Genomic DNA, 23329 nt, shown 5'->3' with positions numbered 1-23329 from the left:
ATAATTCCTACTTTACAATGAAAAGTTTATTTATTTAGGTAAAAACCAAAAGTATTGCAAAATTATGAATTTTAAAATTTTAACTTAAAAATTAACATATTTCATTAATAAATCTTATTCATATCATTAATATATTATATAATCATCAAGATATAATTGTTTTTTGCACATAAATCAATAAGGGTAAACTCTTGAGGTTTTTTATCATATTTTCAAAATGATCCCATATTTATTTCTAGCCAGATTTGACCCTTGAAAGGGTCATATAAGTTCATTAGTAAAGACACTACACTGAAAAAAGAATCAGTGTACGTTGAGGCCTTTTAGCTTTTGGAAAATGCGCAACGATTTACTATCTGTCATCACAGAAACATAATTACACACCTTTATCAACTCTTCATATAATGAGATCTCTTCTTGATCTGAATCTTCAAATAACCTCAACACCAGTTTATCATAATGTGTTGGCGAAACATGAATCACGTTGCAACGCTTATCCAGCAATGTTGAAAGAATCTCATAGCCTGCAATTTCTTTTTCAACCACTTCCTGACTTTGGTATATATTGGAAACACTAATCGTTAAGATATCTTGTATTTGAGCTTCATATTTGGATTTATCTAATAACGCTTTCGCGAAAGCGCCCTTCAAAATAGCCTCTTCATTCTCCATAAATATAGTGACTGCTTCCTCTATTAATGTGCCAATAGCTAATGCACGGAGGTACCCTACCCGAGCCGCTTTTGTAGTCAGTTGATAATATTTTTTGGTATTAATATTAGGCACTAGCTTTACCATATACTCCAACGCATAGTCTTCAGAAATCAACCCTAGATTGATCCCATCTTCAAAATCTATGATGGTATAACAGATGTCATCTGCCGCCTCTACCAGAAACGTCAACGGGTGTCGTGCATAACTAATATCTTTTCCATCTCGCGTTTGAAGCAACCCTAACTCATCCGCCACCTCCTGGAAAGCCTGTTTTTCACTTTGGAAGAAACCAAATTTCTTATCGGCGATATGTTTTGTGGGTTTGACAGGTAGTGATTCTTTTGGGTATTTCATAAAAGCACCTAGGGTTGCATACGATAATCGCAAACCTCCAGATGCTCCCGGCATAGACTCTGTTAGGATTTTAAACCCATTGGCATTTCCTTCAAAAGTGCACAAATCTTGGTATTCTTTAGGGCTCAACTGTGATGCAAATCGTTTTCCGTTACCATTTTTAAAATAATCGCCTATTGCTTTTTCACCTGAATGACCAAAGGGCGGATTCCCTATATCGTGCGCCAGTGCTGCTGCTGCGACAATCGCTCCAAAATCATTAAATTGATAGCCATGCACCTCAGAAAGGTGTGGATATTTTTCTAATAATTGCTTTCCAACTTGCCTCCCTAACGATCTTCCCACCACCGCTACTTCGAGACTATGGGTCAACCGCGTATGCACAAAGTCGGTTTTAGACAAAGGGATGACTTGCGTCTTGTCTTGAAGACTTCTAAAAGCTGATGAAAAAATAATACGGTCGTAATCTACCTCAAACCCCAATCGCGTTTCATCTTGTTCTTTGCGCAATCTCTTATTGGTATCTCCCTGTCTTTTGAGTGATAATAGGCGTTCCCATTGCATCATAGTATTCTAATTTTATAATTGCAAGATACGCGATGTTATGCTTTCGCGAAAGCGTACTTATACACATCCAAATGTAAGGAAACACAAAGGAAACATAACAGCACCTCTGTTAACATTTAGGTTACATAAACATTACAGCTTCCTAAAATAACAATAACACTTAGGTAACCACTTTCCTTGATTACTGCTATTTCTTTGCACCAGAAATTAAACCCTAATTAATGAAACAATTTTTTCTTTATACACTATTCCTTTTTTCAATCGCTATACAAGCACAAGAGAATGGTTCGATTTCAGGAACATTAACAGACAAAGAAAGCGCCGACGGGCAACCGCTCCCTTTTGCAAGTATTGTCATTAAAGGAACCACTCAAGGAACTACATCCGATTTTGACGGTAACTATATTATTGAAAATGTAGTACCAGGAACGTACACACTTGAAATCTCTTTTGTTGGCTACGAAACAAAAGAAGTCCCTAATGTCGTGGTAGTCTCTGGACAAACCGTTACTATAAATGAAACCCTAGGCGCCAGTGCCGCACAGTTAGATGAAGTGATCGTAACAGGAACTGGTTCTCGTAAAGAGAGCGTACAAGCATTACTTGTTGAACAACAAAATGCTGTGGTACAGAAACAAAGTATCGGCGCAGATGAGCTTGCGAGCAAAGGTGTAAGTAACGCAGCGGTTGCTGTGACTAAGATTTCAGGAATCTCAAAACAAGAAGGTGGAGGCAATGTATATGTACGTGGCCTTGGGGACAGATACTTAAACACTACCTATAATGGATTAACACTTCCTGCTAATGATATTGAAAAGAAGAACATGGATTTAGGTCTATTTTCTTCTGACGTTATTCAGAATATTGGCGTAAGTAAAACCTATGCAGCCAACTTTTATGGAGATTTTGCTGCGGGTAATGTAAATATTGTTGCTAAAGAGCATTCAGGGAAATTCTTTATTGATGCAGACCTTGGATCAAATGCTAACACCAATGCAATAGGGAAAAACTTTGTAAAGAGTGAAGGCACTGGCTACTTTGGGTTTTACAACAGATATCAGAATAACCCATTTGCGGTGATTCTATCGCATGGAGTAGATCCAATTTCTGCAGGCGCTAATACAGGAGTTGCCGGAAGTATTTCTGCAGGAAATTCTTGGGATGTAGGTGAAGAGTCTAAATTAAGTGTTTTTGCAACGACTTCGTTTGGAAGTAATTTTGAATATCGTCGCGGGCAAGCTGCAAACGTAACGGGGGCTGCAAACACCATATTTCAAGATTCTGAAATCTTTGAATTCAGTCGTACCACCACTGCCATGGCAAACATTGTGTACCGCGTAAACGGAGATCACAAAATAAAATACAACTCATTATTTATAAACGATGCCACCGATGAGGTAGGACGTTTTGGAATAGACGGAAACGGTTTTAACCGAAACACCATTGCTGATATAGATGACTTTGGTTTTTTTACTCAGAATGTCCAGTTTGAACAGGATATGATTTTTGTAAATCAACTTACAGGGACAAGTCGTCTTAATGATAAGATCAAAGTAGATTATGGTATAGGGTACAATACGGTTTTAGCAAGACAACCAGACCGAAAGCGTATTGCATTAGAACAATATGATAGAGCCCTAGACAATGATCCCACTACAAATGCAATTCTTTATAGAAACATTGAATTTGACAACCAACGTTATTTTCAGGATATAGAAGACAATGAAGTTAATGGTCGAATCAATTTAGAATATACCGCTTCTGACGCACTTACATTTAATTTTGGGTACAATGGCCGTTCTAAAGAGCGTAATTTTGAAAACCAACGTTACGGATATAGCATCATTAATCCTAACACAGAGGTACAAGATCCAACTAATTTTAATGATGTTTTTGCAAACGAAAACATAGGAACAATTTTTAACACAAGTGTTTTTAGACCGCTAGAAGGACTTGGAAGCGAAAATCTTCCTGGTCAATTAGAAAACACCTATTCAGGTCAACTAGACGTACATGCCATCTATGCAGATGCGATCTACACAATAGGAGAAAAGTGGAGTATAGTTCCTGGGATTCGTTTAGAGCAATTTAACCAAACAATTAGCTACAATGTAATCAACCTTGCGTTTAATAACCCAGGAAGCAATGAAGCAAAAGAGACCTTCTTTTTACCAAGCTTAAATGTCAAATATGCTCTCAAAGAGGATCAAAACTTACGCTTTTCTGCAAGTAGAACCGTTTCTAATCCTGAGTTTAAAGAAGTAGCGCCTTTTGTCTATGAGAACGTAACAGATCGTGTAGGAGGTAATCCAGATCTTCTTAATGACCCAGCATTCTCTACCATCTTAAATCTAGATGCAAAATACGAGTGGTTCATGGGAAGAGGGGAAATCTTCTCTGTAGGTGCCTTTGCCAAAGTGATTAATGACCCTGTTAACTTGGTATCTGCCAATGACGCTACAGGAACACAACGTTTCTTTAGAACAGGAGATAAAGCAGAAGTTTTTGGTGTCGAAGTAGAAGCAAGAAAAACACTTCTTAGAGATACCGAAGAAAATAACGTTCTTACTGCTGGAGCAAACATTACACTTACCACTACAAACCAAGATTTAAAAACAGTATCAGGAACGTTTAACACCAATTTTAATAGAGACTCAGACGAGCTTCAAGGAGCTTCGCCAGTATTAATAAACACAGACCTAAGTTACTCGCCTACATTTGGAAATTATAAGCCAGTAGCCAACCTCGTGTTTTCTTATTTCTCTGATCGTATAGACGCTTTAGGATCTGGACAAATAGGAAATATTATAGAAAAAGGAGTGCCCACCTTAGATTTTATCTGGAAAAATCAAATAAACGAACACTTTGAAATCAACGCAAGTTTTAAAAACATCTTGAATCCTACTATAGAGCGCGTGCGTGAAAACGCTGTCATAGGACAGTCTCTAGCAACTGATTTAAATATCCCAGTAGTTACAGTAGTTTCTGAAAATGGACAAGAAGAGTTTATATCACCTGAGTTTGCTTTATCAAGCTTTAAAAGAGGGGTTAATATAAGCCTTCAACTTAAATATAAATTTTAATTCAATCATAAAATCGAACAATAATTTATCTAAAACAAAACCAATGAAAGCAAACAAATTTTTACTAGGTCTTTTTGCAACCGCAATATTATTTGTAGGATGTGCTGATGACGATACTGCAGACGTTACTATTAACAACAACGGTGGTGATCCAGACCCAACTGTCTCTTCAAATGTAATTGGAGGTACACTTACTGAGGATTTAACCTTAGAAACTGGTGAAGAATACTCCCTAGAATCTGCACTTATTGTTCCTGAAGGGATTACCCTTACTATCAACCCTGGCGTTGTGGTAAGAGCTACCACTGGATCTGATGTATATATCGCTGTTCTTCAAGGAGCCACTCTCAATGCTGAAGGAACTTCATCTAATCCTATTATTTTAACTTCTGCTACTGCAACACCAGGTCCTGGTGACTGGGGAGGTCTTATCGTTTTAGGAAGAGCGCCTATCAACTCTGTAGTTGGAGGAGATGCGACTTCTACTTCTGAAATAGGAGGACTTCCTTATGGAGGTAGTATTACTGACGACAACTCTGGGATAATTAGATATGTACGTGTTGAGTACTCAGGAGGGGCTGCAGATGCCGCTTCAGAAAATAATGGATTCTCTTTCTACGGAGTAGGATCGGGCACCACTGTACAATTTATTCAAGCTTTTGAAGGAGCTGATGACGGTGTTGAATTTTTTGGAGGAACAGTAAATGCTAGTAATATCTCTATAGTAGGAGCACAAGATGACTCTGTAGACTGGACTGAAGGATTTACCGGTACACTTACAGATGTATATATCGAGCACAGACAATCGCATGACAAAGGAATTGAAGGAGATGGGTTTAACACTGATATAGGAAACAACTCTAATCCAATATTTTGGTCTGCTCCTACGATTAATAACCTTACTATCTTAGGTCTTGGATCTACCAATGAAAATGAGGCTATACGTCTAAGAGCAGGAACAAGAGCTTTATTAACAAATGTTTTGATAGATGGTTTTGCTGAAGGATTTGATCTAGATGATTCAGAAACTGGAAACGGGGTGCTTTCAGGAGATACTGGAGTTACAGATGTAACTTTTGTAGACGTGACCCTTCAATTAAAAAATGATACAGACGGTGCTTTTACCGATGCTGACTTTTTTACAGGAGTAGGAAACGGAACTGGAACTGATTATGCTTCTTGGAGTTCAGGATGGACGCGTAACTAATAATTTAGAATTTAGCCAAATATAAAATCCCGATCTAGATTAGATCGGGATTTTTGTTATATACGCTTTCGCGAAAGCGTACTATACTTTATAAGTTGTAATCTATTTATTACTTACTACTCGGGTACCATCATTTTTCCATGTATTGACGGCAGTAATGCGAGAATCTTGATAATCTACTTCTCTAAGGGTATCATTGTCCCAAAAAAACCATTTACCAACTTTAGCGCCATTATCATACTGTGCTGTAGCTGTTTTTTCTCCTTGTTGATTATAGCTTACCCATTGCCCCGTAAGTTTTCCTTCTTTGGTGTAGAAACCTGTTTGACTTACTTCTCCATTATCAAAATACAAAACAGCTTCAATAAAATCTCCTTTTTGTATATATGTATTCTTTTTAATTTTCTCCTGCGCTTGAGCTGTCACAAACCCAAAAACGAGTATCAGTACTACTACTATTTTTTTCATAATATTATGTTTTTGTTTGTCGACAACACTAAATTAATACATTCCTAACTATTTAGAAAGCTTTTGGTAACATTAAATTTACATTAAAACAATAAATGATTGATAATTAATATTTTATAAATTAAAAAAATATTAATTAATTATATCAGAATTAAAGATTCCCTAATATTCTATTTACAATAGAGTCAAGAATGTATGTGATATTTGTAGTCCTTGATAAAAGGAAACATTTCAATATCATTAGTTTTTGTCGACCAGATTTTGAGATGAGGGCTGCCCTAGGGCAGCCCTATTTTTTTGACTTAATCGTAATCTGTACCTAACATTAACTTAACATTAGAGTTGGTTCTTTGCACTCGACAAAAACTAATAACATGAAATGTAAGTTTACCCTACTGATGGTACTTTTTTGTATGTGCCTGTCCTTTACTTCAAATGCACAAGAAGTTATAGATTCTAAATTTGGAAAAGGAATTATTAACGTGATTGCAAAAGACAGCTCTTGGAGCATGAAATTTGCAACACGTATGCAAATCTTATCTACCTCTGTTCTTTCTGCAAACGATCCTAACTCTACTGAGATAGAACAAAATTTCTCCATACGTAGAGCCCGTTTCAAATTTGATGGTTTTGCTTTTAGTCCAAAATTAAAATATAAGTTTGAGCTAGGGCTTTCTAATCGTGATATTTCTGGTGGAAGCCAGTTTACACGTAACACACCAAGGTATATTTTAGATGCTGTTGTTATGTGGAACTTTGCTCCTAATTGGGAACTTTGGGCTGGACAAACAAAATTACCAGGTAACATTGAACGTGTGATTTCTTCTGGTAACCTTCAATTTGTAGATCGTTCTTTATTAAACAGTCGCTTTAATATAGACCGTGATGTAGGTATACAAATACGTCACATAGACAAACTAGGTAAAAACTTTGTCATTAGAGAAAAAATAGCCATTTCTCAGGGAGAAGGTAGAAACGTTACCGAAGGCAATGAAGGAGGACTTCAGTACACAGGAAGAATAGAGTTCTTACCTTTTGGAGAATTTATCAGCAAAGGAGATTACTCTTCTAGTGATTTAAAACGTGAACCAACACCAAAATTAATGGCAGCCATTAACTATGACCACAACAACAATGCGGTTCGCGAAAGAAGTAATTTAGGAGGCTATATGTTCCTAAGCGATGGCTCCTTATACCAAACAAATATCAATACACTCTTTGCAGATGCCATCTTTAAATACCAAGGATTTTCGTTTCAAGGAGAATTTGCACAACGTACCGCCGAAAATGCTATCGCTACAGAAGCAGACGGAACACCCGCTACAGATGCAGATGGTGTAGCCACAGGAGACGTAGTAAATGTGGGTAATTCATTAAATCTACAAGCTGGATATTTATTACCAAGTAACTGGGAATTTTCAGGAAGATATACAAACATTCGTCTAGATAACATTGCTGGAGGTAGAGACACAGACCAATATACTGCTGGTGTTTCAAAGTATTTATCAGGTCACAAACTCAAAGTCCAGTCTGATCTAAGCTATACGACTATAAATGGAGAAGGAGATAACTGGATGTTTCGCCTACAATTAGATGTTCATTTTTAATCTAAAAATTAATAACGTAAACGTAACATTCAGAATGAATACAGACTTTATTTTTTGCCATATTTTTAAACCCTATGTTTATGGATAATTTATATGTTTTAATGATCGGAGCCTTAGTCGTCTTGGCGGTCTTCGATATAGTTGTTGGCGTAAGTAATGACGCGGTCAACTTTTTGAATTCGGCGATCGGATCAAAAGCGATTAGTTTTAAAACCATTATGGTTATTGCCAGTCTTGGTATTTTCATTGGAGCTGTATATTCAGGTGGTTTAATGGAAGTAGCACGTAAAGGCATCTTCGTCCCCGGCCAGTTTACCTTTGAAGAGATCATGGTGATATTTATGGCTGTTATGATCGCAGACATACTCCTGCTGGATTTCTTTAACACGCTTGGACTACCCACGTCTACGACAGTATCTATTGTATTTAACTTATTAGGAGCTGCTGTTGTTATGGCGATCATAAAGATTACGGCTAATGATCAGCAGACAATGAGTGATATCTGGACGTATATCAACTCAGAGAAAGCGCTTGAGATTATATCTGGAATCCTACTTTCTGTGGTGATTGCATTTACCGTAGGTGCGCTTGTTCAATATATTTCCCGTTTGATTTTCACCTTCAATTACGAACGTAAAATCAAGAATTTCGGAGCTATTTTTGGAGGTGTTGCACTTGCTGCTATCACCTATTTTATCTTTATGAAAGGGCTAAAAGGAACTCCTCAATATAAAGAAATCAAAGGATTACTAGAAGGTAATGAGATTTATGTAATGCTAGGAAGCTTTGTTTTTTGGACCATCTTCTCATATGCCTTTGAAAAAATATTCAAAAAGACAGTGCTTCTTGTTGTTATTGGTGTAGGAACTTTTGGACTTGCACTTGCCTTCTCTGGAAATGACCTTGTAAACTTCATTGGAGTACCGATGGCTGCTTGGCATTCATACGAGGCTTGGTCTATATCAGGTGTAGCTGCATCAGATTTCTCTATGGAAATCCTAAGTAAAAAAGTACCCGCAGAACCTCTTATCCTTTTTATCGCGGGAGCGATTATGGTGGTTACTCTATGGACCTCAAAAAAAGCCCGTACCGTTGCTGATACAGAAATAGGACTTTCTAGACAGGATGAAGGAAAAGAAAAATTCAAACCCAATGCCCTTTCTAGAGGTGTTGTCAGATTTGTCACTCTTGTAAATGCTGGATTTAGCGCTGTACTTCCTAAAGGAACGTTAGACACCATCAATTCAAAATTTGAGAAACCTGTAGTAGACTTACCTAGATCTAAAAGTTTTGAGCTTCCTGCTTTTGATATGATTAGAGCCTCCATTAACCTCGTGGTTGCAGGTATCTTAATCTCTATTGCAACGTCTATGAAGCTCCCTTTATCAACTACCTATGTAACATTTATGGTAGCCATGGGTACCTCTCTTGCAGATCGCGCATGGGGCAGAGAAAGTGCTGTATATAGAGTTGCTGGAGTTTTAAATGTTATTGGAGGATGGTTCTTTACTGCCTTTAGTGCTTTTTGTGCTGCAGGAACACTTGCCTTCTTAATCCATTTGGGAGGACCTAACGGTCGTTTTGCAGTGGTTGCTATCTTACTTATTTTAGCAGCAGCTTTATTAATAAGAAACTACCTTTCTCATAAGAAAAGTAGTGCTATCGCAAAAGAAGAGTCAGACTTAAACAGAGCAGAAAGCCAAACCATACAAGGCATCATAGAAGAAAGTGCTGATAATATTGCAAAAACAGTTTCTAGAACTAATAAAATCTACACAAACGTACTTAAAGGACTTGCCAAAGGAAAAGTCAGTAGTCTTAAAAAGAGCCGTGCTGGAGTAGAGAAGCTTAATGATGAGATAGATGAACTACGTAACAATATCTTCTACTTCATCAAAAACCTTGAAGAAACCAGTGTGCGCGGAAGTAACTTCTATATTCAGATTTTAGGATACTTAGAAGATATCACACAATCATTAGAATATATCGCAAAAGCAAGTTACAAACACGTAAATAATAACCATAAGCCGTTACGATTTAATCAGATTAGAGACCTTCAAGAAATCAATCTGCAACTAGAAGAATTCTTAAACGCTACTGAGGTTGCTTTTAAAGATCGTAATTATGCACAGATTGGCGAACTCTTAGGTCAGAAAGAAGTACTTTACAACAACGTGACTGAAAAGATTCAAAAACAAGTAGCTCGTACCCGTTCTGAAGAATCGAGTCCTAAAAATACCACCTTGTATTTTGGATTATTATTAGAAACCAAAGACCTTATTGAAGAGATCATGAATCTTTTAGATTTATATCACAATGAGCACCAACAGTCCTAAAACATATTCACATATTTAATATCTTAGACCTGATAGAGTACATCTTTATCAGGTTTTTTTTTAATTATACCTGTTATCAAAAATTATGGATACGCTTTCGCGAAAATCAACGCCACCCGCCTCTACAAATAAACTCAAAGAAGTCGCCCTTGTCTTTTTTAAACTAGGTTGTTTTGCATTTGGAGGGCCCGCAGCGCACATTGCCATGATGGAAGATGAAATCATCACCAAACGCAAATGGATGTCCAGAGAGCATTTTTTAGACCTGATAGGTGCCACCAATCTTATTCCTGGCCCCAATTCTACAGAAATGACCATGCACTGCGGTCATGAACGCGCAGGTCGCAGAGGACTTTTTGTTGCTGGGATTGCTTTTATTTTTCCAGCTGTTGTGATTACCGCCGTTCTCGCTTATCTCTATGTCTCTTACGGAAACCTTCCCGAAGTAGCCCCTTTTCTCTTCGGAATCAAACCTGCAGTGTTGGCTATCATAGCCTCAGCCATCTTAAAATTAGGCAAGAAAGCCATCAAAACAACAGACCTTATTGTTATAGGGATACTTGTACTAATCGCAGCTTTACTAGGCGTGCATGAAGTCGTTGCCTTACTAGGCGCTGGTATTCTTGGAACCTTATATTTCTATCTAAAATCAAAAGCAAGCTCCACCAAAGCAATCATTCCAGTACCCTTACTCTTCTCCTCTTTACTTATTAAAACATCTGCTCTAAAAGTGTTTTGGACATTTCTTAAAGTAGGTGCCATCCTCTATGGAAGTGGGTATGTTCTTTTTGCCTATCTAGACGCCGAACTTGTTAGTAAAGGGTGGCTGACTAGAACAGCGCTTATAGACGCGATTGCTGTTGGCCAGTTTACACCAGGCCCCGTACTCTCTACTGCTACGTTTATTGGATATCAACTTTCTGGATTTTGGGGAGCCCTTGCGGCTACTACAGGTATTTTCCTACCCTCTTTTCTCTTTGTTCTTATCTTACATCCATTTGTGTCTAAAATGCGATCATCAAAAATACTAAGCTACTTCCTAGACACTGTCAATGTAGCTGCTGTAGCCGTCATGCTCTCCGTATTAATTACTATGGGTATAGACACCCTCACAGACTGGCGCGCGGTTCTTATTGCAGGTATCAGTGCTTTTTTCATGTTCAGTAAATGGAAAATAAGCGTGATGTGGCTGATTGCAGGGGGCGCTGTTCTTGGGTATCTGTTACTGCTTCTGTAAGTACACTTTCTGTCTACGCTCCTGTCTGTCGACAGGCTGGTTCGCGAAAGCGTACACATCATCTTTTATACTTATATAAAAAGTATTCGACTAAAATATCCTGCTAATTGCTGAAAACCTGAGTACGATTACTAATCTTTTAATTATCATAAAGTTATATTTCATTGTCTGGTCGAGCGCAGTCGAGACCTTTTTCATTGAAAGCAGTTAGAATTAAACCCAGATTATGCAATAGAACTTCGTAATGAGACTTGAAACCACGATAAAATCAAGTGTTTTATTAATTTCAGCATAGCATCGCTATGGTTACATTAAAAAATACAATGAAACGTTTGATTTTGAATTGGTTTAAAGGTGTAATAGATTTTCTATTGCATAATCTGGGTTAAATGATCTCTCGACTGCGCTCGAGGTGACAGCCTTAAAATATAACATACTCATAAATAACAATTTATATTTTTAATAGTATTCGAACTCAGGCTAAAACGAATTCAGTAAACAACAAGATGAGTTCAAGGTATAATATTGAGTGCGTCCTACGGACTTCTCAAAATTGAGTTTCACTAACATAACAAAACCCAATCTCTACTGGTAGAAATTGGGTTTTTGTATTAACACTTGGTAATATATTGCTTTTGCAATGGTATTAAGAACCGCACATTAAGCAATCATCGTCTCCTTGAGAGGCTTTTGCTTGTGCTATGATCGCTTTCATTTCATCGGGCGTCATTGGGGCTGTATTGTGCTGTGGCGCCGCTTGTGATTGCCCTTGAAGATTTGATTGCTGTACTTCATAAGAAGGTGCTGGCTCTTCAAGACTCATTTGCACTTGCATATCTGCTGCAGCTTGTGCATGTTCTATAACCTGTGGCGGTACGTTGGTATTTTTTGGCGCTAATGGCGTTGCTGGTTGCTGTGTCGCTGTTAACTTTTGAGCTGCTCTTGCCGCTACTTGTTGTTGCGATGGCTCTGGAGCACTCTTTTTCTCTGCAGAAAGTGTAAACTTCTTTGCATCTACCGCAGATTTTGTACGCAGGTAATACATTCCTGTTTTCAACCCGCTTTGCCATGCATAGAAATGCATTGACGTTAACTTTGCAAAGTTAGCTCCTTCCATAAATAGGTTGAGTGACTGTGATTGATCTATAAAGTAGCCTCTATGACGAGACATATCTATAATATCCTTCATACTCATCTCCCAAACTGTTTTGTAGAGTTCTTTAAGGTCTTGAGGGATCACATCGATTCCTTGGATAGATCCATTGGCACGCATGATAGCCGCCTTAAGGTCATCATTCCAAAGATTAAGGGCTACAAGATCTTCCAAAAGATGCTTGTTAACTACAATAAATTCTCCAGAAAGCACACGACGTGTATAGATATTTGATGTGTATGGCTCAAAGGCTTCGTTGTTTCCTAAAATTTGTGAAGTAGAAGCGGTAGGCATAGGCGCTACTAATAAAGAATTACGCACACCGTGCTCCATCACTTCTTTACGTAATGCAGCCCAATCCCAACGACCACTTAATTCTTCATCTTTTATATTCCAAAGGTTGTGTTGGAATTCTCCTTTTGATATAGGGGATCCTTCAAAGGTAGAATAGGGTCCTTCTTCAATCGCTAGGTCTTTAGAAGCAGTGACGGCTGCAAAATAGAGTGTCTCAAAAATTTCTTGATTCAGTTTTTTTGCTTCATCACTTGTAAAAGGCAAACGCAATTTAATAAACGTATCTGCTAGTCCTTGCACGCCTAATCCAATAGGACGATGGCGCATGTTTGAGTTTTTAGCCTCTTCTACAGGGTAGTAATTACGGTCTATAACTTTATTTAAGTTTTTGGTCGCTCTTACGGTAATGTTATATAACTCTTTATGATTAAAAGCTCCATCTTTTACAAACATAGGAAGTGCGATAGACGCAAGGTTACATACGGCAATCTCATCTGGAGAGGTGTACTCCAAAATCTCTGTACATAAGTTGGATGAACGTATGGTTCCTAAGTTCTTCTGATTTGATTTACGGTTTGCTGCGTCTTTATAGAGCATGTATGGAGTTCCTGTCTCAATTTGAGATTCCATAATTTTCTCCCAAAGTTCGCGTGCTTTGATCGTTCTACGTCCTTTTCCTTCTTCTTCGTATTTTGTATAGAGTGCTTCAAACTCATCTCCATATACGTCATACAAGTTTGGACATTCATTTGGACACATGAGCGTCCATTTTCCATCTTCCTGTACACGTTTCATGAATAAATCTGAAATCCACATCGCATAAAAAAGGTCACGAGCTCTCATTTCTTCGGCACCGTGATTTTTCTTAAGATCTAAGAAATCAAAAATATCTGCATGCCAAGGTTCCATATAGATCGCAAAAGATCCTTTACGTTTTCCGCCTCCTTGATCTACATATCTTGCTGTATCGTTAAATACCTTAAGCATCGGTACAATTCCGTTAGAGGTTCCGTTAGTTCCTCCAATATAAGATCCTTTTGCACGCACGTTGTGAATAGATAGCCCTATTCCTCCGGCACTTTGAGATATTTTTGCAGTTTGTTTAAGTGTATCATAAATTCCATCAATACTATCTTCTTTCATTGTCAGTAGGAAACAAGAAGACATTTGTGGTTTAGGGGTTCCTGAATTAAAGAGCGTTGGCGTTGCATGTGTGAAATACTTTTTAGACATCAACTCATACGTTTCTCTTGCAGCTTGTAGGTCATTCAAGTGAATTCCTATAGAAACACGCATTAACATGTGTTGAGGACGCTCTGCTATTTGTCCGTTTATTTTTAAGAGGTACGAACGCTCTAGGGTTTTGAATCCAAAATAATCATATCCAAAATCACGATTATAAATAATCATAGAGTCGATCGCGTCTTTGTTTTCCATCATTACTTGATAGACTTCATCGGCGATCATTGGCGCTTTTTTACCTGTACGAGGATTTACATACTCATACAAGTCTGTCATCACTTCTGAGAACGACTTTTTGGTATTTTTATGTAGGTTTGATACCGAGATACGTGCTGCAAGTTTTGCATAATCAGGATGACTTGTGGTCATTGACGCTGCTGTTTCGGCTGCTAGGTTGTCTAGTTCACTTGTGGTAACCCCATCATAAAGACCTTCGATAACACGCATCGAAATTTTTACAGGGTCTACAAAATCACTAAGACCATAGCATAATTTTTTTACTCTGGCGGTAATCTTATCAAACATGACCGGTTCCTGACGGCCATCTCTTTTTACTACATACATACACTTAAAATATTTATTCTCCCCAAAAGTCTTCCCCCAATTGAGAAAAAGGTTGTTAATTAGTTACACACAGTTATTCCCAAAACTGTATGTGTTACGATTTGTTATTTGTGTGTTCACGAGATGATATATCAAGTTATATCATTTCGCGAAAGCGGTCTTTAAAACGTATACTTAAAAGACCTGAAAGTTTATACTTATTTAAAAAGAGGCGTCAAAGCTAATTTTCTGCCCTTCTCCGTTGTCATCCTTATCTTTTACAACACCTGCTTTTTGGTATTCTCCCACTCTTTTTTCAAAGAAATTTGTTTTTCCTTGAAGTGAAATCATATCCATAAAGTCAAAAGGATTTGAGGTGTTATATACTTTTTCACAGTCTAATTCTGTAAGTAAGCGGTCTGTCACATATTCTAGATATTGTGTCATTAGCGTTGAATTCATTCCAATCAAGCTCACAGGAAGTGATTCTGTAATAAATTCGCGTTCAATATCTAATGCGTTTACAATAATCTCTTTAATTCTATCTTTTGGCACTTTGTTAATCAAGTGGTGATTGTGTAGGTGAACTGCAAAATCACAGTGTACACCTTCATCACGTGAGATTAACTCGTTAGAAAAGGTAAGTCCTGGCATAAGGCCTCTTTTCTTTAACCAATATATAGAACAGAAAGCGCCCGAGAAGAAAATTCCTTCTACAGCAGCAAAAGCGATAAGGCGCTCTGCAAAACTTGGGCTATCGATCCACTTTAGGGCCCAGTCTGCTTTTTTCTTAATGGCAGGAAAGTTCTCTAAAGCATTAAAAAGTTTATCTTTTTCTACTTCATCTTTTACGTAGGTGTCAATGAGTAGTGAGTAGGTTTCAGAATGGATATTCTCCATCATGATTTGGAATCCATAAAAGAATTTTGCTTCAGAATATTGCACTTCGTTAACGAAGTTTTCAGCAAGATTTTCATTTACAATTCCGTCAGATGCGGCAAAAAAGGCTAAGATATGTTTGATGAAATAACGCTCATCATCATTGAGTTTTGTAGACCAATCTGTCAGGTCTTGATGTAAGTCAATTTCTTCTGCAGTCCAAAAACTTGCTTCAGACTTCTTATACCACTCCCAAATGTCGTGATGTTGTATAGGAAATATTACAAATCTGTCTTTATTTTCTGCTAAGATAGGCTCTACTACACTCATTGTCCGTTTGATTTAATTGGTTTCTTTTTCATTCCACTAGGGACTAACAAATATCCACAAAAAAGACAGGGAGCTTCACATTTTAACACGATGGTTATCCACAAAGTTTTCAACATTGTGAAAAAAATATTTTTCTTATCTTTTTGTTAAACAAAACACTTAACAAGTTGATTTTTAAATTTTTAACAATGATTCTTTTTTACACAAAAGGAAGGTGTTTTAAGGGGTAAAAACAGCCTCATCAAGGGGTTTTACACTTGATACCCTTACTTTTTGATAACGTTTTAATAACATTGAGAATTAAAGTTGCGTATAATCCAAAAAAAAATATTAAACACCTTTATTTTTTACTTGTACCTCTTTTTTAATCAAAAACAGGCTAGGTTCAACTCTTAGTTTTTTAAAAAAGTCTTGCCTTGTGTAAGGCACTCTTTTTCAAAGTCCGTTTTGATCAATTTGTGCAAAAACAGAAAGTAAGATTTGTACTGCATTTTTATAAAATGCTGGAGTGATATTCTCAAAATCATCCGAAGGATGGTGATAACCTGCGTGATCTTCATTTCCAAAATACAGAAAAGGAATCTTTGCTTTGTGAAATGCCCCGTGATCTGAAGCATTAGTCCAGTCTTCTTGATCATCATTCCCATCATGTCCAATTATTAGTTTTGAAGTAGTGGGATTTTGAAAGGAATCAATAATCCCTTTTAATTTTTCATGATGCGGGGTTCCTACCACATACAACTCATCTTTTGCACTCCGACTAATCATATCCATATTAAGATTTACTAGGATATTGGTGTTTTTCATTTTATCTACAAAATAATAGGCACCTTTTAGCCCTATCTCTTCTGCATCAAAAGCGGCTAAGATGACGGTGTGTTTGGGTGGGTTTTTAGAAAGGTATTCTGCAAAAGCAAAGAGGGCTGCTATTCCAGAGGCATCGTCATCGGCGCCATTGTAAATAGCCCCTTCATGCACTCCTAGATGATCATAATGAGCACTTATGACGATATAGGTATCTGGAAATTTGGTTCCTTTCACTTGCGCAAGTATATTGGCCGCATTATACTCCTTGTCTCTTGCTTCAAATGTAAATGTATGTTCAAATTTACTTCCAAAAGGGATTACGCCAAGTTCTTTAAATGTTTTGATAATATATGCTCTTGCAAGCAGATTTCCTTTTTCTCCCGTACGCCTTCCTTCATACCTGTCTGAAGAGAGGGTTTCGAGGTGCTCTAAAAGCTGTGTTTCATTAAAAGATTGAGCGTATCCTATAGGTCCCAAAGAAAGTAATAAAACAAGAAAAAGAATCGCGTTTTTCATAGCATTGATATTTATGGTTGTCACGGACTAAGATAAAAACAAAAAAACGGATACTTCGTATTAAAATTTGAGTGTTGCTTTATACGCTTTCGCGAAAGCGTACTCACAAAATATATCACGCATAAAAAAGTCTCCCGAAAAAGAGAGACCTTCGCTGTAAAATGGATATTCATTTTACATATATCTTTTACAATAAAAGGTATACATTAGAAAATATTAAGATAGAATCCCGTGGCGACTACTGCTACAATAAGAGCAATTAAGACTCCTGCAATAAATCTTGTCGTATTTATAGTAATATTATTTTTCTGAAAAATATAATCTTCTCTTTTTTCATCTTCTTCTTTAATAAATTTCATAATGTATTGTTTTTTAAGTTATTATTTGTGTCTTTTTATATGTTCTCAATAATCAGTTAGACATTTTGAGAAAGGTTTATCTGTAATTATGCAAGATTAGTGTTGCTGCATCGTGCTCTTACGCTTTTCAAGTTGTTTACTGAGTTCTCTAGCACATTCTGAGATAGCATCTTCAAAGCTTTCTCTGTCTGAGGATGAGAACAATCTTGGGCCTGGTGCGCTTAAGCGTATACTACATACATGTCCGGAATCATCTGATGTGTTTTCTTTCTTGAAAAAAACGTCTCCTCTTATAAGAAAGGGATACTTTTTCGTCAAATTATTTAATGCTTCTTCTGCATACGTTTCTAATCGTTTGCTTCCTCTTATATTTTGATATTCAAATACTATATTCATATGTTTTTTTTAATTTTATTATTAATTTTTATGCTTCTAATTTTTCTAACAAGAGTTCAGCTACTTTTTCTGAAGAGGCTGGGTTTTGCCCTGTTAGTAATAAACCGTCTTCGATGGCGTAAGGTTGCCAGTCATCTGTTTTAGAATAAATACTTCCTCGATTTTTAAGCATATCCTCGACAAGAAACGGCACAACATTGGTGAGTCCAACGGCAGCTTCTTCAGTGTTTGAGAATCCAGTTACTTTTTTGTTTTTTACAATAAGTTCTCCATTTTCTTTTCGGGTGTATTTAAAAACTGCTGGAGCGTGACATACAGCACTTACAGGCTTATTATTTCTGTAGAATGACTCTATAAGGGAGATGGAGTCATAATCTTCTGCAAGATCCCATAAGGGTCCGTGACCACCTGGGTAAAACACGGCATCGTAGTCTTCACTGTTTATTTCTGACAAGGGGATGGTTTTTGATAATACTTCTTGTGCTTTTTTATCTTCTTTAAATCGTACGGTAGCTGGCGTCTGTTGGTCTGGTGCATCACTTTTAGGATCTATAGGTGGTAAGCCTCCTTTTGGCGATGCAAGGGTGATAGAATGACCTGCATCTTTTAATACATAGTAAGGATTTGCAAATTCTTCTATCCAAAATCCCGTTTTTTGTTTTGTATCTCCTAAATCTTCATGACTTGTTAATACGAATAATATATTTTTCATAGTTTTTCTTTTTTTTAATACCGTAATGAATAAAAACATTCTTTATCAGCACATTACAAAGATGCTTTAATTTACCCATAAATGTATTACAGAATTATAGGGTATTGTTATAGGATTATAAGAAGCTACTTTATTCATATAAAAAACCTCAAATCACAAGATGTAATTTGAGGTTTGATTTTTCATAGACTTTTACAAATCTACCTACTAGTGGGAAAAGCCTGCAAATACTACTTAGACTTAATCGTATTAAGGTTCTCTACTACGATCATGACATTATCAATGTTTTTTGAGTCTAGCTCATAGGCTCCTGGTTCGGTAATAAACAATGGCGTACTATCTGATGAGGTAATATATAAGCCATCTGGTGTGGCAACATAATTTAGATCTTCTTCTGTATGCTTTTGATATGTCAATTGTACCTCTTTATCAAATTGATCATCATTATCATAATCGATCATGATTGTTTTTTCTACATAGATAGGTGCATCTACCAAATTTTGATTTTGTTCTCCAGCGTCATTTGAATCAAAAGTGAAATTTCTGCGCTCTGTACTTGTTGTCTTTATTGTAATCGTTTTTTCATTATTAAGTTCATATTCTTTTACGGTCGTAGTCTTTGCTTTATCTGTTATAGATTGAGCATTTACGGATCCTGCGATTAATAATGAACATGCAATTGTTTTTAATACTGTTTTCATGCTTTTTTTATTTTTTTAAGTTACTACTATAGATGTTCTGATGCCTTATTTCTTTGTGGCATCATCTACTTCATCTGTCACTTCTTCTATACCTTCTTCTACTGCATCACCTGCTTTCTCTGCTGTTGTTTTCTCTCTACAACTTGAGATTGAAATAGTAAATAATGCTAGTGCTATGATGGTAAATATTGATTTTTTCATGGTCTTGTTATTTTTAAATTATTAGTGTTTTATGATGTCTTTTTTACGTTGCGCAATTTTGACTTTATCTTATATAATAATTGTTTTGGCAAACGCTATTAAAAGGGCTCTCTTAGTATTATTCCTTTTTTGTTATTTTTTGAGTCCCCCTCTTATGAGAGAAAATATAAAGAGTACGATAAATACAAAGAATAGTATTTTAGCGATTCCTGAAGCTGCTCCTGCAATTCCTCCAAATCCTAATACTGCTGCAATAATTGCGATAATGATAAATGTGATTGTCCAACGTAACATAGTTTAAAGTTTTTATAATGGTTAATACTTGTTGTTTTTAAAAGTCGAATAGTTACTTCTTCTTTTGTACACTACAAAGATGCATTCAAAACCGTTGTTTTCTGTTACAGAATTTTTATTATATGTTCTAATATTTCAATACATTAGGTGTTTATTGGGTGTGCGCTTTCGCGAAAGCGTATATAATTGGCATAAATTCTATAAATTCTTGAAGCACGTAAAATTTTTATATCGTACTTCTGATCGTACAATAATTAAAAAACTCCGATATACCTTTCATTTCTGAAAGCATATCGGAGTTTTTATTCAAATAGTAAGCGTGTGTACTATTTCTTTACTGGCATTTTACTTATATGTAATTCTTGGTCTGCCTTTTTGTACCATGCATTGAGCATCCAGCTTTCTTTTTCTAATTCTCTAATGTAGGCTCCAATAAGATCTATTGTTCCCTCATCTCCTGCTTCCTGAGCTACTTTGAGCACCATAGACATTTGCATGAGTAGTATCTTATGATTTCCTAAGATTGATTTTACCATTTGTGTATCATCTACAATGATATCTACCTCTTTAATTGAAGTCATTTCTAAATATTGACTCCCTTTACTTAGTGGGTGATAGCCTAGGGTAAGAATACGCTCTGCTAACTCATCTATTTTTAGACGGGTCTCATTGTACAAATGCTCGAACTTTTGATGTAAGTCAAAGAAGTTTTTTCCAAGGACGTTCCAATGAAAGGTTCGTAAGTTTTGATAATATATATGATGGTCTGCGAGTAGTATATTGAGTTCATCTACTACAGATTCTATTTTGTCTTGATTTATATTTAAGTAATTCATTTGTTATTATTTTTAAGGTTCATATTAGGCATCTTGAAGATGATTTTCTTCTTTTGCCGAGGGCATAAAGCGGTCTAGTTGATTTCCTAGATCCAATGTTCTCATTGGGAATGGGATTTCTATATTCGCTTTGTCATAGGCTTCTTTTATAAAAATCATAGCCTCGCTTTTTGCTTTTGCAACTTCTAGTCCAGATGAAGAATTAATCCAAAATCTGATTTCATAATTAATGGAGCTATCGCCAAAACCTCTATATAAAAACAGCACGTCTTCGTCTGTTTCTGGCACTTCAAAGTTGTCAATAATTGTTCGTATAGTAAGGGATCGAACTTCTTTTAAATTGGATCCGTAAGCAACACCACATTCTAAAATAACTCTTGATTGTGGTGTAGAAGAGTAGTTTTTTACAGGTCCTTCTACAACTAATTTATTGGGAATGTATACTAGATTATTATCTTTTTGTCGTAGGGTAGTCGCTCTAAAGTTGATGTCAATTACCTCCCCTTCAAAATCATTGGTTTCTATCCAATCTCCATTTTTAATATTTTTTATGTAAGAAAGTACAATTCCTGAATAGGTATTTGCTAATGCACTTTGAAGTGCTAAACCTACGGCTAACCCAAGAACACCTGCTCCCGCAAGTACGGTATTTAATGTTTTACCTAAGTCAAGAATTCCGAGTACTAGAAATAACCCTAAAGCTATTATAGTAATAGCCGAAAATCTTGAAATTACTCTTCGCATAGATAGTTGTAATGAAGTTTTACTTAATAGTTTCTTCATTAGCTTATTTACATATCTAGAGATTATAATTACAAGAGTAAATACAAAAACAGCTAAAATAATGTTAGGAATATTGAGTACAATAGTATCTAACCAAGATTCTAACTTAACAAGCATTTTATCTATTGCTTTCTCAAAGCTTGCTTTTATTGTTTTTGTAGTCATTGTTTTCTCTTTCTTTTATTTTAGTATTAATTTTTATTCATGAGCATCGATAGGATGCATTAAATTATTTATGAAATTTTGATTGGTAGTTGTAATTCCCATTTAGAGGGTTTTATATAAAGAAATGTCACATCATAAGATGGGAGATTCATGTGTTATTCATGATAAGAAAGTTCTTGGTCTAGAGCTAATTTTCAAAGGGGGATGAAGTGTATTTAGCTTTGGTTCTAGAATATTTGAATACTCCAAGAACTTTACTCAAATGATATATTGGTGGGTTATACTTGTTGCATTCTCTTAGGATACGACTTCTTCTAATGCATTTACTGTTTTAAGATCGGCTGTTACCATTTCTTTTTGATTTACTAACAGTTTTCTTACTTCTGGGTTAAAATTTACATTAGAAATTTGTTCTTTATATTCATTTATTGATGCTTCTTCTCCTCTTACGCACTCTTCTAGAATGGCTTCATCAGTGTTGAAACTCATCGCTGATTTTATATCAATCCAAGTTCGGTGTGCGCTTCCTAGAGCTGTTCCCTTAGCTACAGGCTCTGCATTGAAGTTTCTAATATGTGCATCTAATTCATTTGCAAATTGCGATCTACGTGCTGCTCTTATTTGCAACCAATTTTTTAAGGGTTCATTTTCTGCTTTTGTCATTACTTGCTTATACCCTGCTTCTGCATCGTATGTTTTTTGTAATAAATTTTGTAGTGCGTCAACTTGTTCTTTTTTATTATTTGATATTTTCATAGTTTCTTTTTTAAAATTAATGTTTGTCTTGTGGCAGACTTATTAATGATGAGTCATTTTACCAGCTATCAACTTGGCAGTGAACACTTGTATTCCAATACCAAGTATTTTTTTGATTGCTGAAGAGGATTTTCCGAACAGGAACTTTTTAGATAGATATCCACCAATAATACTTGTCACCGATGTTATCACTGTAGTTTTATATTCTGGTTCCTTGTTAAAATCTTTTAGTGTTCTCATAAGAATACTAGAAGGTCTTAAGTATTCGCTAGTATGATAAACTTGCTCTTTCAATTCGTCATAAATTTGACTTCGCTCTTGGCGAAGTGCTATCATCGCTTGCTTGAGTTCTGTTTGTTTATCAATGTACTTGCTCATCGTGTTCTTTTTTTGAATTTGCTATTACATTTTTTATTTTTTCTTCTTTTAGTTTTGGCTTCATCAGCTTTGATATCATTAGGTTTGTAATAGGCTCTTTGATAAGTTTTTTATTAAAAACGTATAATAATACTGCTATTAATAAATAAAATAATGATATGATAAAAAATCCTTTGAAGTAGTCTCCCAAAACGTTTCCTATGAGTAATGCTAATCCTATATTAAGGAAGACAATGGATGTAGAGAGTATTAAGACAAGTATGGCTCTACTAGCTAGTGAAGATATAACGTCTGCCGAAGTATCTATGGCACTAAGTTTATATAACTCTATACTTGTCTCTGTATATTGTTTTGCCTTTTTATAAAAGCTTTCAATAAGTTCTACGGTACTACTCATTTTTTTTAGGGTCT

The 23329-nt window shown here is 36.0% G+C and carries 21 protein-coding genes; 5 read left to right on the top strand and 16 right to left on the bottom strand.

What is annotated here, in order from left to right; translation table 11 throughout:
• Positions 1-303: 303 nt before the first annotated feature.
• The gene (locus ACFO3O_RS16170; RefSeq protein ID WP_379980797.1) at positions 304-1632 is read right to left on the bottom strand and encodes a deoxyguanosinetriphosphate triphosphohydrolase; all 1329 of its coding nucleotides are present in this window, start codon (positions 1630-1632) and stop codon (positions 304-306) included.
• A 224-nt stretch (positions 1633-1856) separates the two neighbouring features.
• On the opposite strand from ACFO3O_RS16170, the gene ACFO3O_RS16165 reads away from it, so the two are divergent.
• Together ACFO3O_RS16165 and ACFO3O_RS16160 are read left to right on the top strand one after the other, a co-directional pair.
• A complete protein-coding gene (locus tag ACFO3O_RS16165) occupies positions 1857-4718 on the top strand; it encodes a TonB-dependent receptor (RefSeq protein ID WP_379980677.1) in 2862 nt (953 codons plus the stop codon).
• A gap of 43 nt (positions 4719-4761) precedes the next feature.
• Positions 4762-5925 carry a multidrug transporter gene (locus ACFO3O_RS16160; RefSeq protein ID WP_379980675.1) on the top strand — a complete coding sequence of 388 codons (1164 nt, stop codon included), beginning with the start codon at positions 4762-4764 and terminating at the stop codon, positions 5923-5925.
• A 102-nt stretch (positions 5926-6027) separates the two neighbouring features.
• On the opposite strand, the gene ACFO3O_RS16155 is transcribed toward ACFO3O_RS16160, so the two are convergent.
• Positions 6028-6393 (bottom strand): toxin-antitoxin system YwqK family antitoxin, encoded by a 366-nt coding sequence (locus tag ACFO3O_RS16155; protein WP_379980673.1) that lies wholly within the window; start codon positions 6391-6393, stop codon positions 6028-6030.
• A gap of 374 nt (positions 6394-6767) precedes the next feature.
• On the opposite strand from ACFO3O_RS16155, the gene ACFO3O_RS16150 reads away from it, so the two are divergent.
• From ACFO3O_RS16150 to chrA, 3 genes are all read left to right on the top strand, one after another.
• Entirely contained in the window at positions 6768-8000 is a 1233-nt protein-coding gene (locus tag ACFO3O_RS16150) for a porin (protein WP_379980671.1), read from the top strand.
• A gap of 80 nt (positions 8001-8080) precedes the next feature.
• Complete coding sequence (locus tag ACFO3O_RS16145; RefSeq protein WP_379980669.1) at positions 8081-10336, top strand: inorganic phosphate transporter; 2256 nt, start codon at positions 8081-8083, stop codon at positions 10334-10336.
• Between the two features lie 85 nt (positions 10337-10421).
• Positions 10422-11573 (top strand): chromate efflux transporter, encoded by a 1152-nt coding sequence (gene chrA, locus ACFO3O_RS16140; protein ID WP_379980667.1) that lies wholly within the window; start codon positions 10422-10424, stop codon positions 11571-11573.
• Positions 11574-12219: 646 nt separating this feature from the next.
• Here the strand turns inward: chrA and ACFO3O_RS16135 are convergent.
• The 14 genes from ACFO3O_RS16135 to ACFO3O_RS16070 form a co-directional block, all read right to left on the bottom strand.
• Entirely contained in the window at positions 12220-14826 is a 2607-nt protein-coding gene (locus ACFO3O_RS16135; protein ID WP_379980665.1) for a ribonucleoside-diphosphate reductase subunit alpha, read from the bottom strand.
• A 201-nt stretch (positions 14827-15027) separates the two neighbouring features.
• Positions 15028-16014: a ribonucleotide-diphosphate reductase subunit beta gene (locus tag ACFO3O_RS16130; protein ID WP_379980663.1), complete on the bottom strand. Its 987-nt coding sequence runs from the start codon at positions 16012-16014 to the stop codon at positions 15028-15030.
• A 435-nt stretch (positions 16015-16449) separates the two neighbouring features.
• Positions 16450-17337: a M20/M25/M40 family metallo-hydrolase gene (locus tag ACFO3O_RS16125; RefSeq protein WP_379980661.1), complete on the bottom strand. Its 888-nt coding sequence runs from the start codon at positions 17335-17337 to the stop codon at positions 16450-16452.
• A gap of 206 nt (positions 17338-17543) precedes the next feature.
• A complete protein-coding gene (locus tag ACFO3O_RS16120) occupies positions 17544-17696 on the bottom strand; it encodes a hypothetical protein (protein ID WP_379980659.1) in 153 nt (50 codons plus the stop codon).
• 96 nt (positions 17697-17792) lie between these two features.
• Positions 17793-18092 carry an HPF/RaiA family ribosome-associated protein gene (locus ACFO3O_RS16115; protein WP_379980657.1) on the bottom strand — a complete coding sequence of 100 codons (300 nt, stop codon included), beginning with the start codon at positions 18090-18092 and terminating at the stop codon, positions 17793-17795.
• Positions 18093-18120: 28 nt separating this feature from the next.
• On the bottom strand, positions 18121-18843 hold the full coding sequence (locus ACFO3O_RS16110; RefSeq protein ID WP_379980655.1) for a type 1 glutamine amidotransferase domain-containing protein: 723 nt from the start codon (positions 18841-18843) through the stop codon (positions 18121-18123).
• 191 nt (positions 18844-19034) lie between these two features.
• The gene (locus ACFO3O_RS16105; RefSeq protein WP_379980653.1) at positions 19035-19505 is read right to left on the bottom strand and encodes a hypothetical protein; all 471 of its coding nucleotides are present in this window, start codon (positions 19503-19505) and stop codon (positions 19035-19037) included.
• A gap of 45 nt (positions 19506-19550) precedes the next feature.
• Positions 19551-19706 (bottom strand): hypothetical protein, encoded by a 156-nt coding sequence (locus ACFO3O_RS16100; RefSeq protein WP_379980651.1) that lies wholly within the window; start codon positions 19704-19706, stop codon positions 19551-19553.
• A gap of 132 nt (positions 19707-19838) precedes the next feature.
• Complete coding sequence (locus ACFO3O_RS16095; protein WP_379980650.1) at positions 19839-20000, bottom strand: DUF1328 domain-containing protein; 162 nt, start codon at positions 19998-20000, stop codon at positions 19839-19841.
• 326 nt (positions 20001-20326) lie between these two features.
• Positions 20327-20836, bottom strand: a complete 510-nt coding sequence (locus tag ACFO3O_RS16090) for a Dps family protein (protein ID WP_379980648.1) — start codon at positions 20834-20836, stop codon at positions 20327-20329.
• Positions 20837-20860: 24 nt separating this feature from the next.
• Positions 20861-21784: a mechanosensitive ion channel family protein gene (locus ACFO3O_RS16085; RefSeq protein ID WP_379980646.1), complete on the bottom strand. Its 924-nt coding sequence runs from the start codon at positions 21782-21784 to the stop codon at positions 20861-20863.
• Positions 21785-22081: 297 nt separating this feature from the next.
• Positions 22082-22540, bottom strand: a complete 459-nt coding sequence (locus ACFO3O_RS16080) for a ferritin-like domain-containing protein (protein WP_379980644.1) — start codon at positions 22538-22540, stop codon at positions 22082-22084.
• 42 nt (positions 22541-22582) lie between these two features.
• On the bottom strand, positions 22583-22918 hold the full coding sequence (locus tag ACFO3O_RS16075; protein ID WP_379980642.1) for a hypothetical protein: 336 nt from the start codon (positions 22916-22918) through the stop codon (positions 22583-22585).
• Positions 22902-23315 carry a hypothetical protein gene (locus ACFO3O_RS16070; RefSeq protein WP_379980640.1) on the bottom strand — a complete coding sequence of 138 codons (414 nt, stop codon included), beginning with the start codon at positions 23313-23315 and terminating at the stop codon, positions 22902-22904. Before ACFO3O_RS16070 ends, ACFO3O_RS16075 begins: the two co-directional genes overlap by 17 nt.
• Positions 23316-23329 lie beyond the last annotated feature (14 nt).

The organism is Dokdonia ponticola, from assembly GCF_042653865.1.
Lineage (GTDB): Bacteria > Bacteroidota > Bacteroidia > Flavobacteriales > Flavobacteriaceae > Dokdonia > Dokdonia ponticola.
The sequence above is the reverse complement of the archived record's forward strand: the minus strand, read 5'-3'. Positions and strand labels throughout refer to the sequence as shown.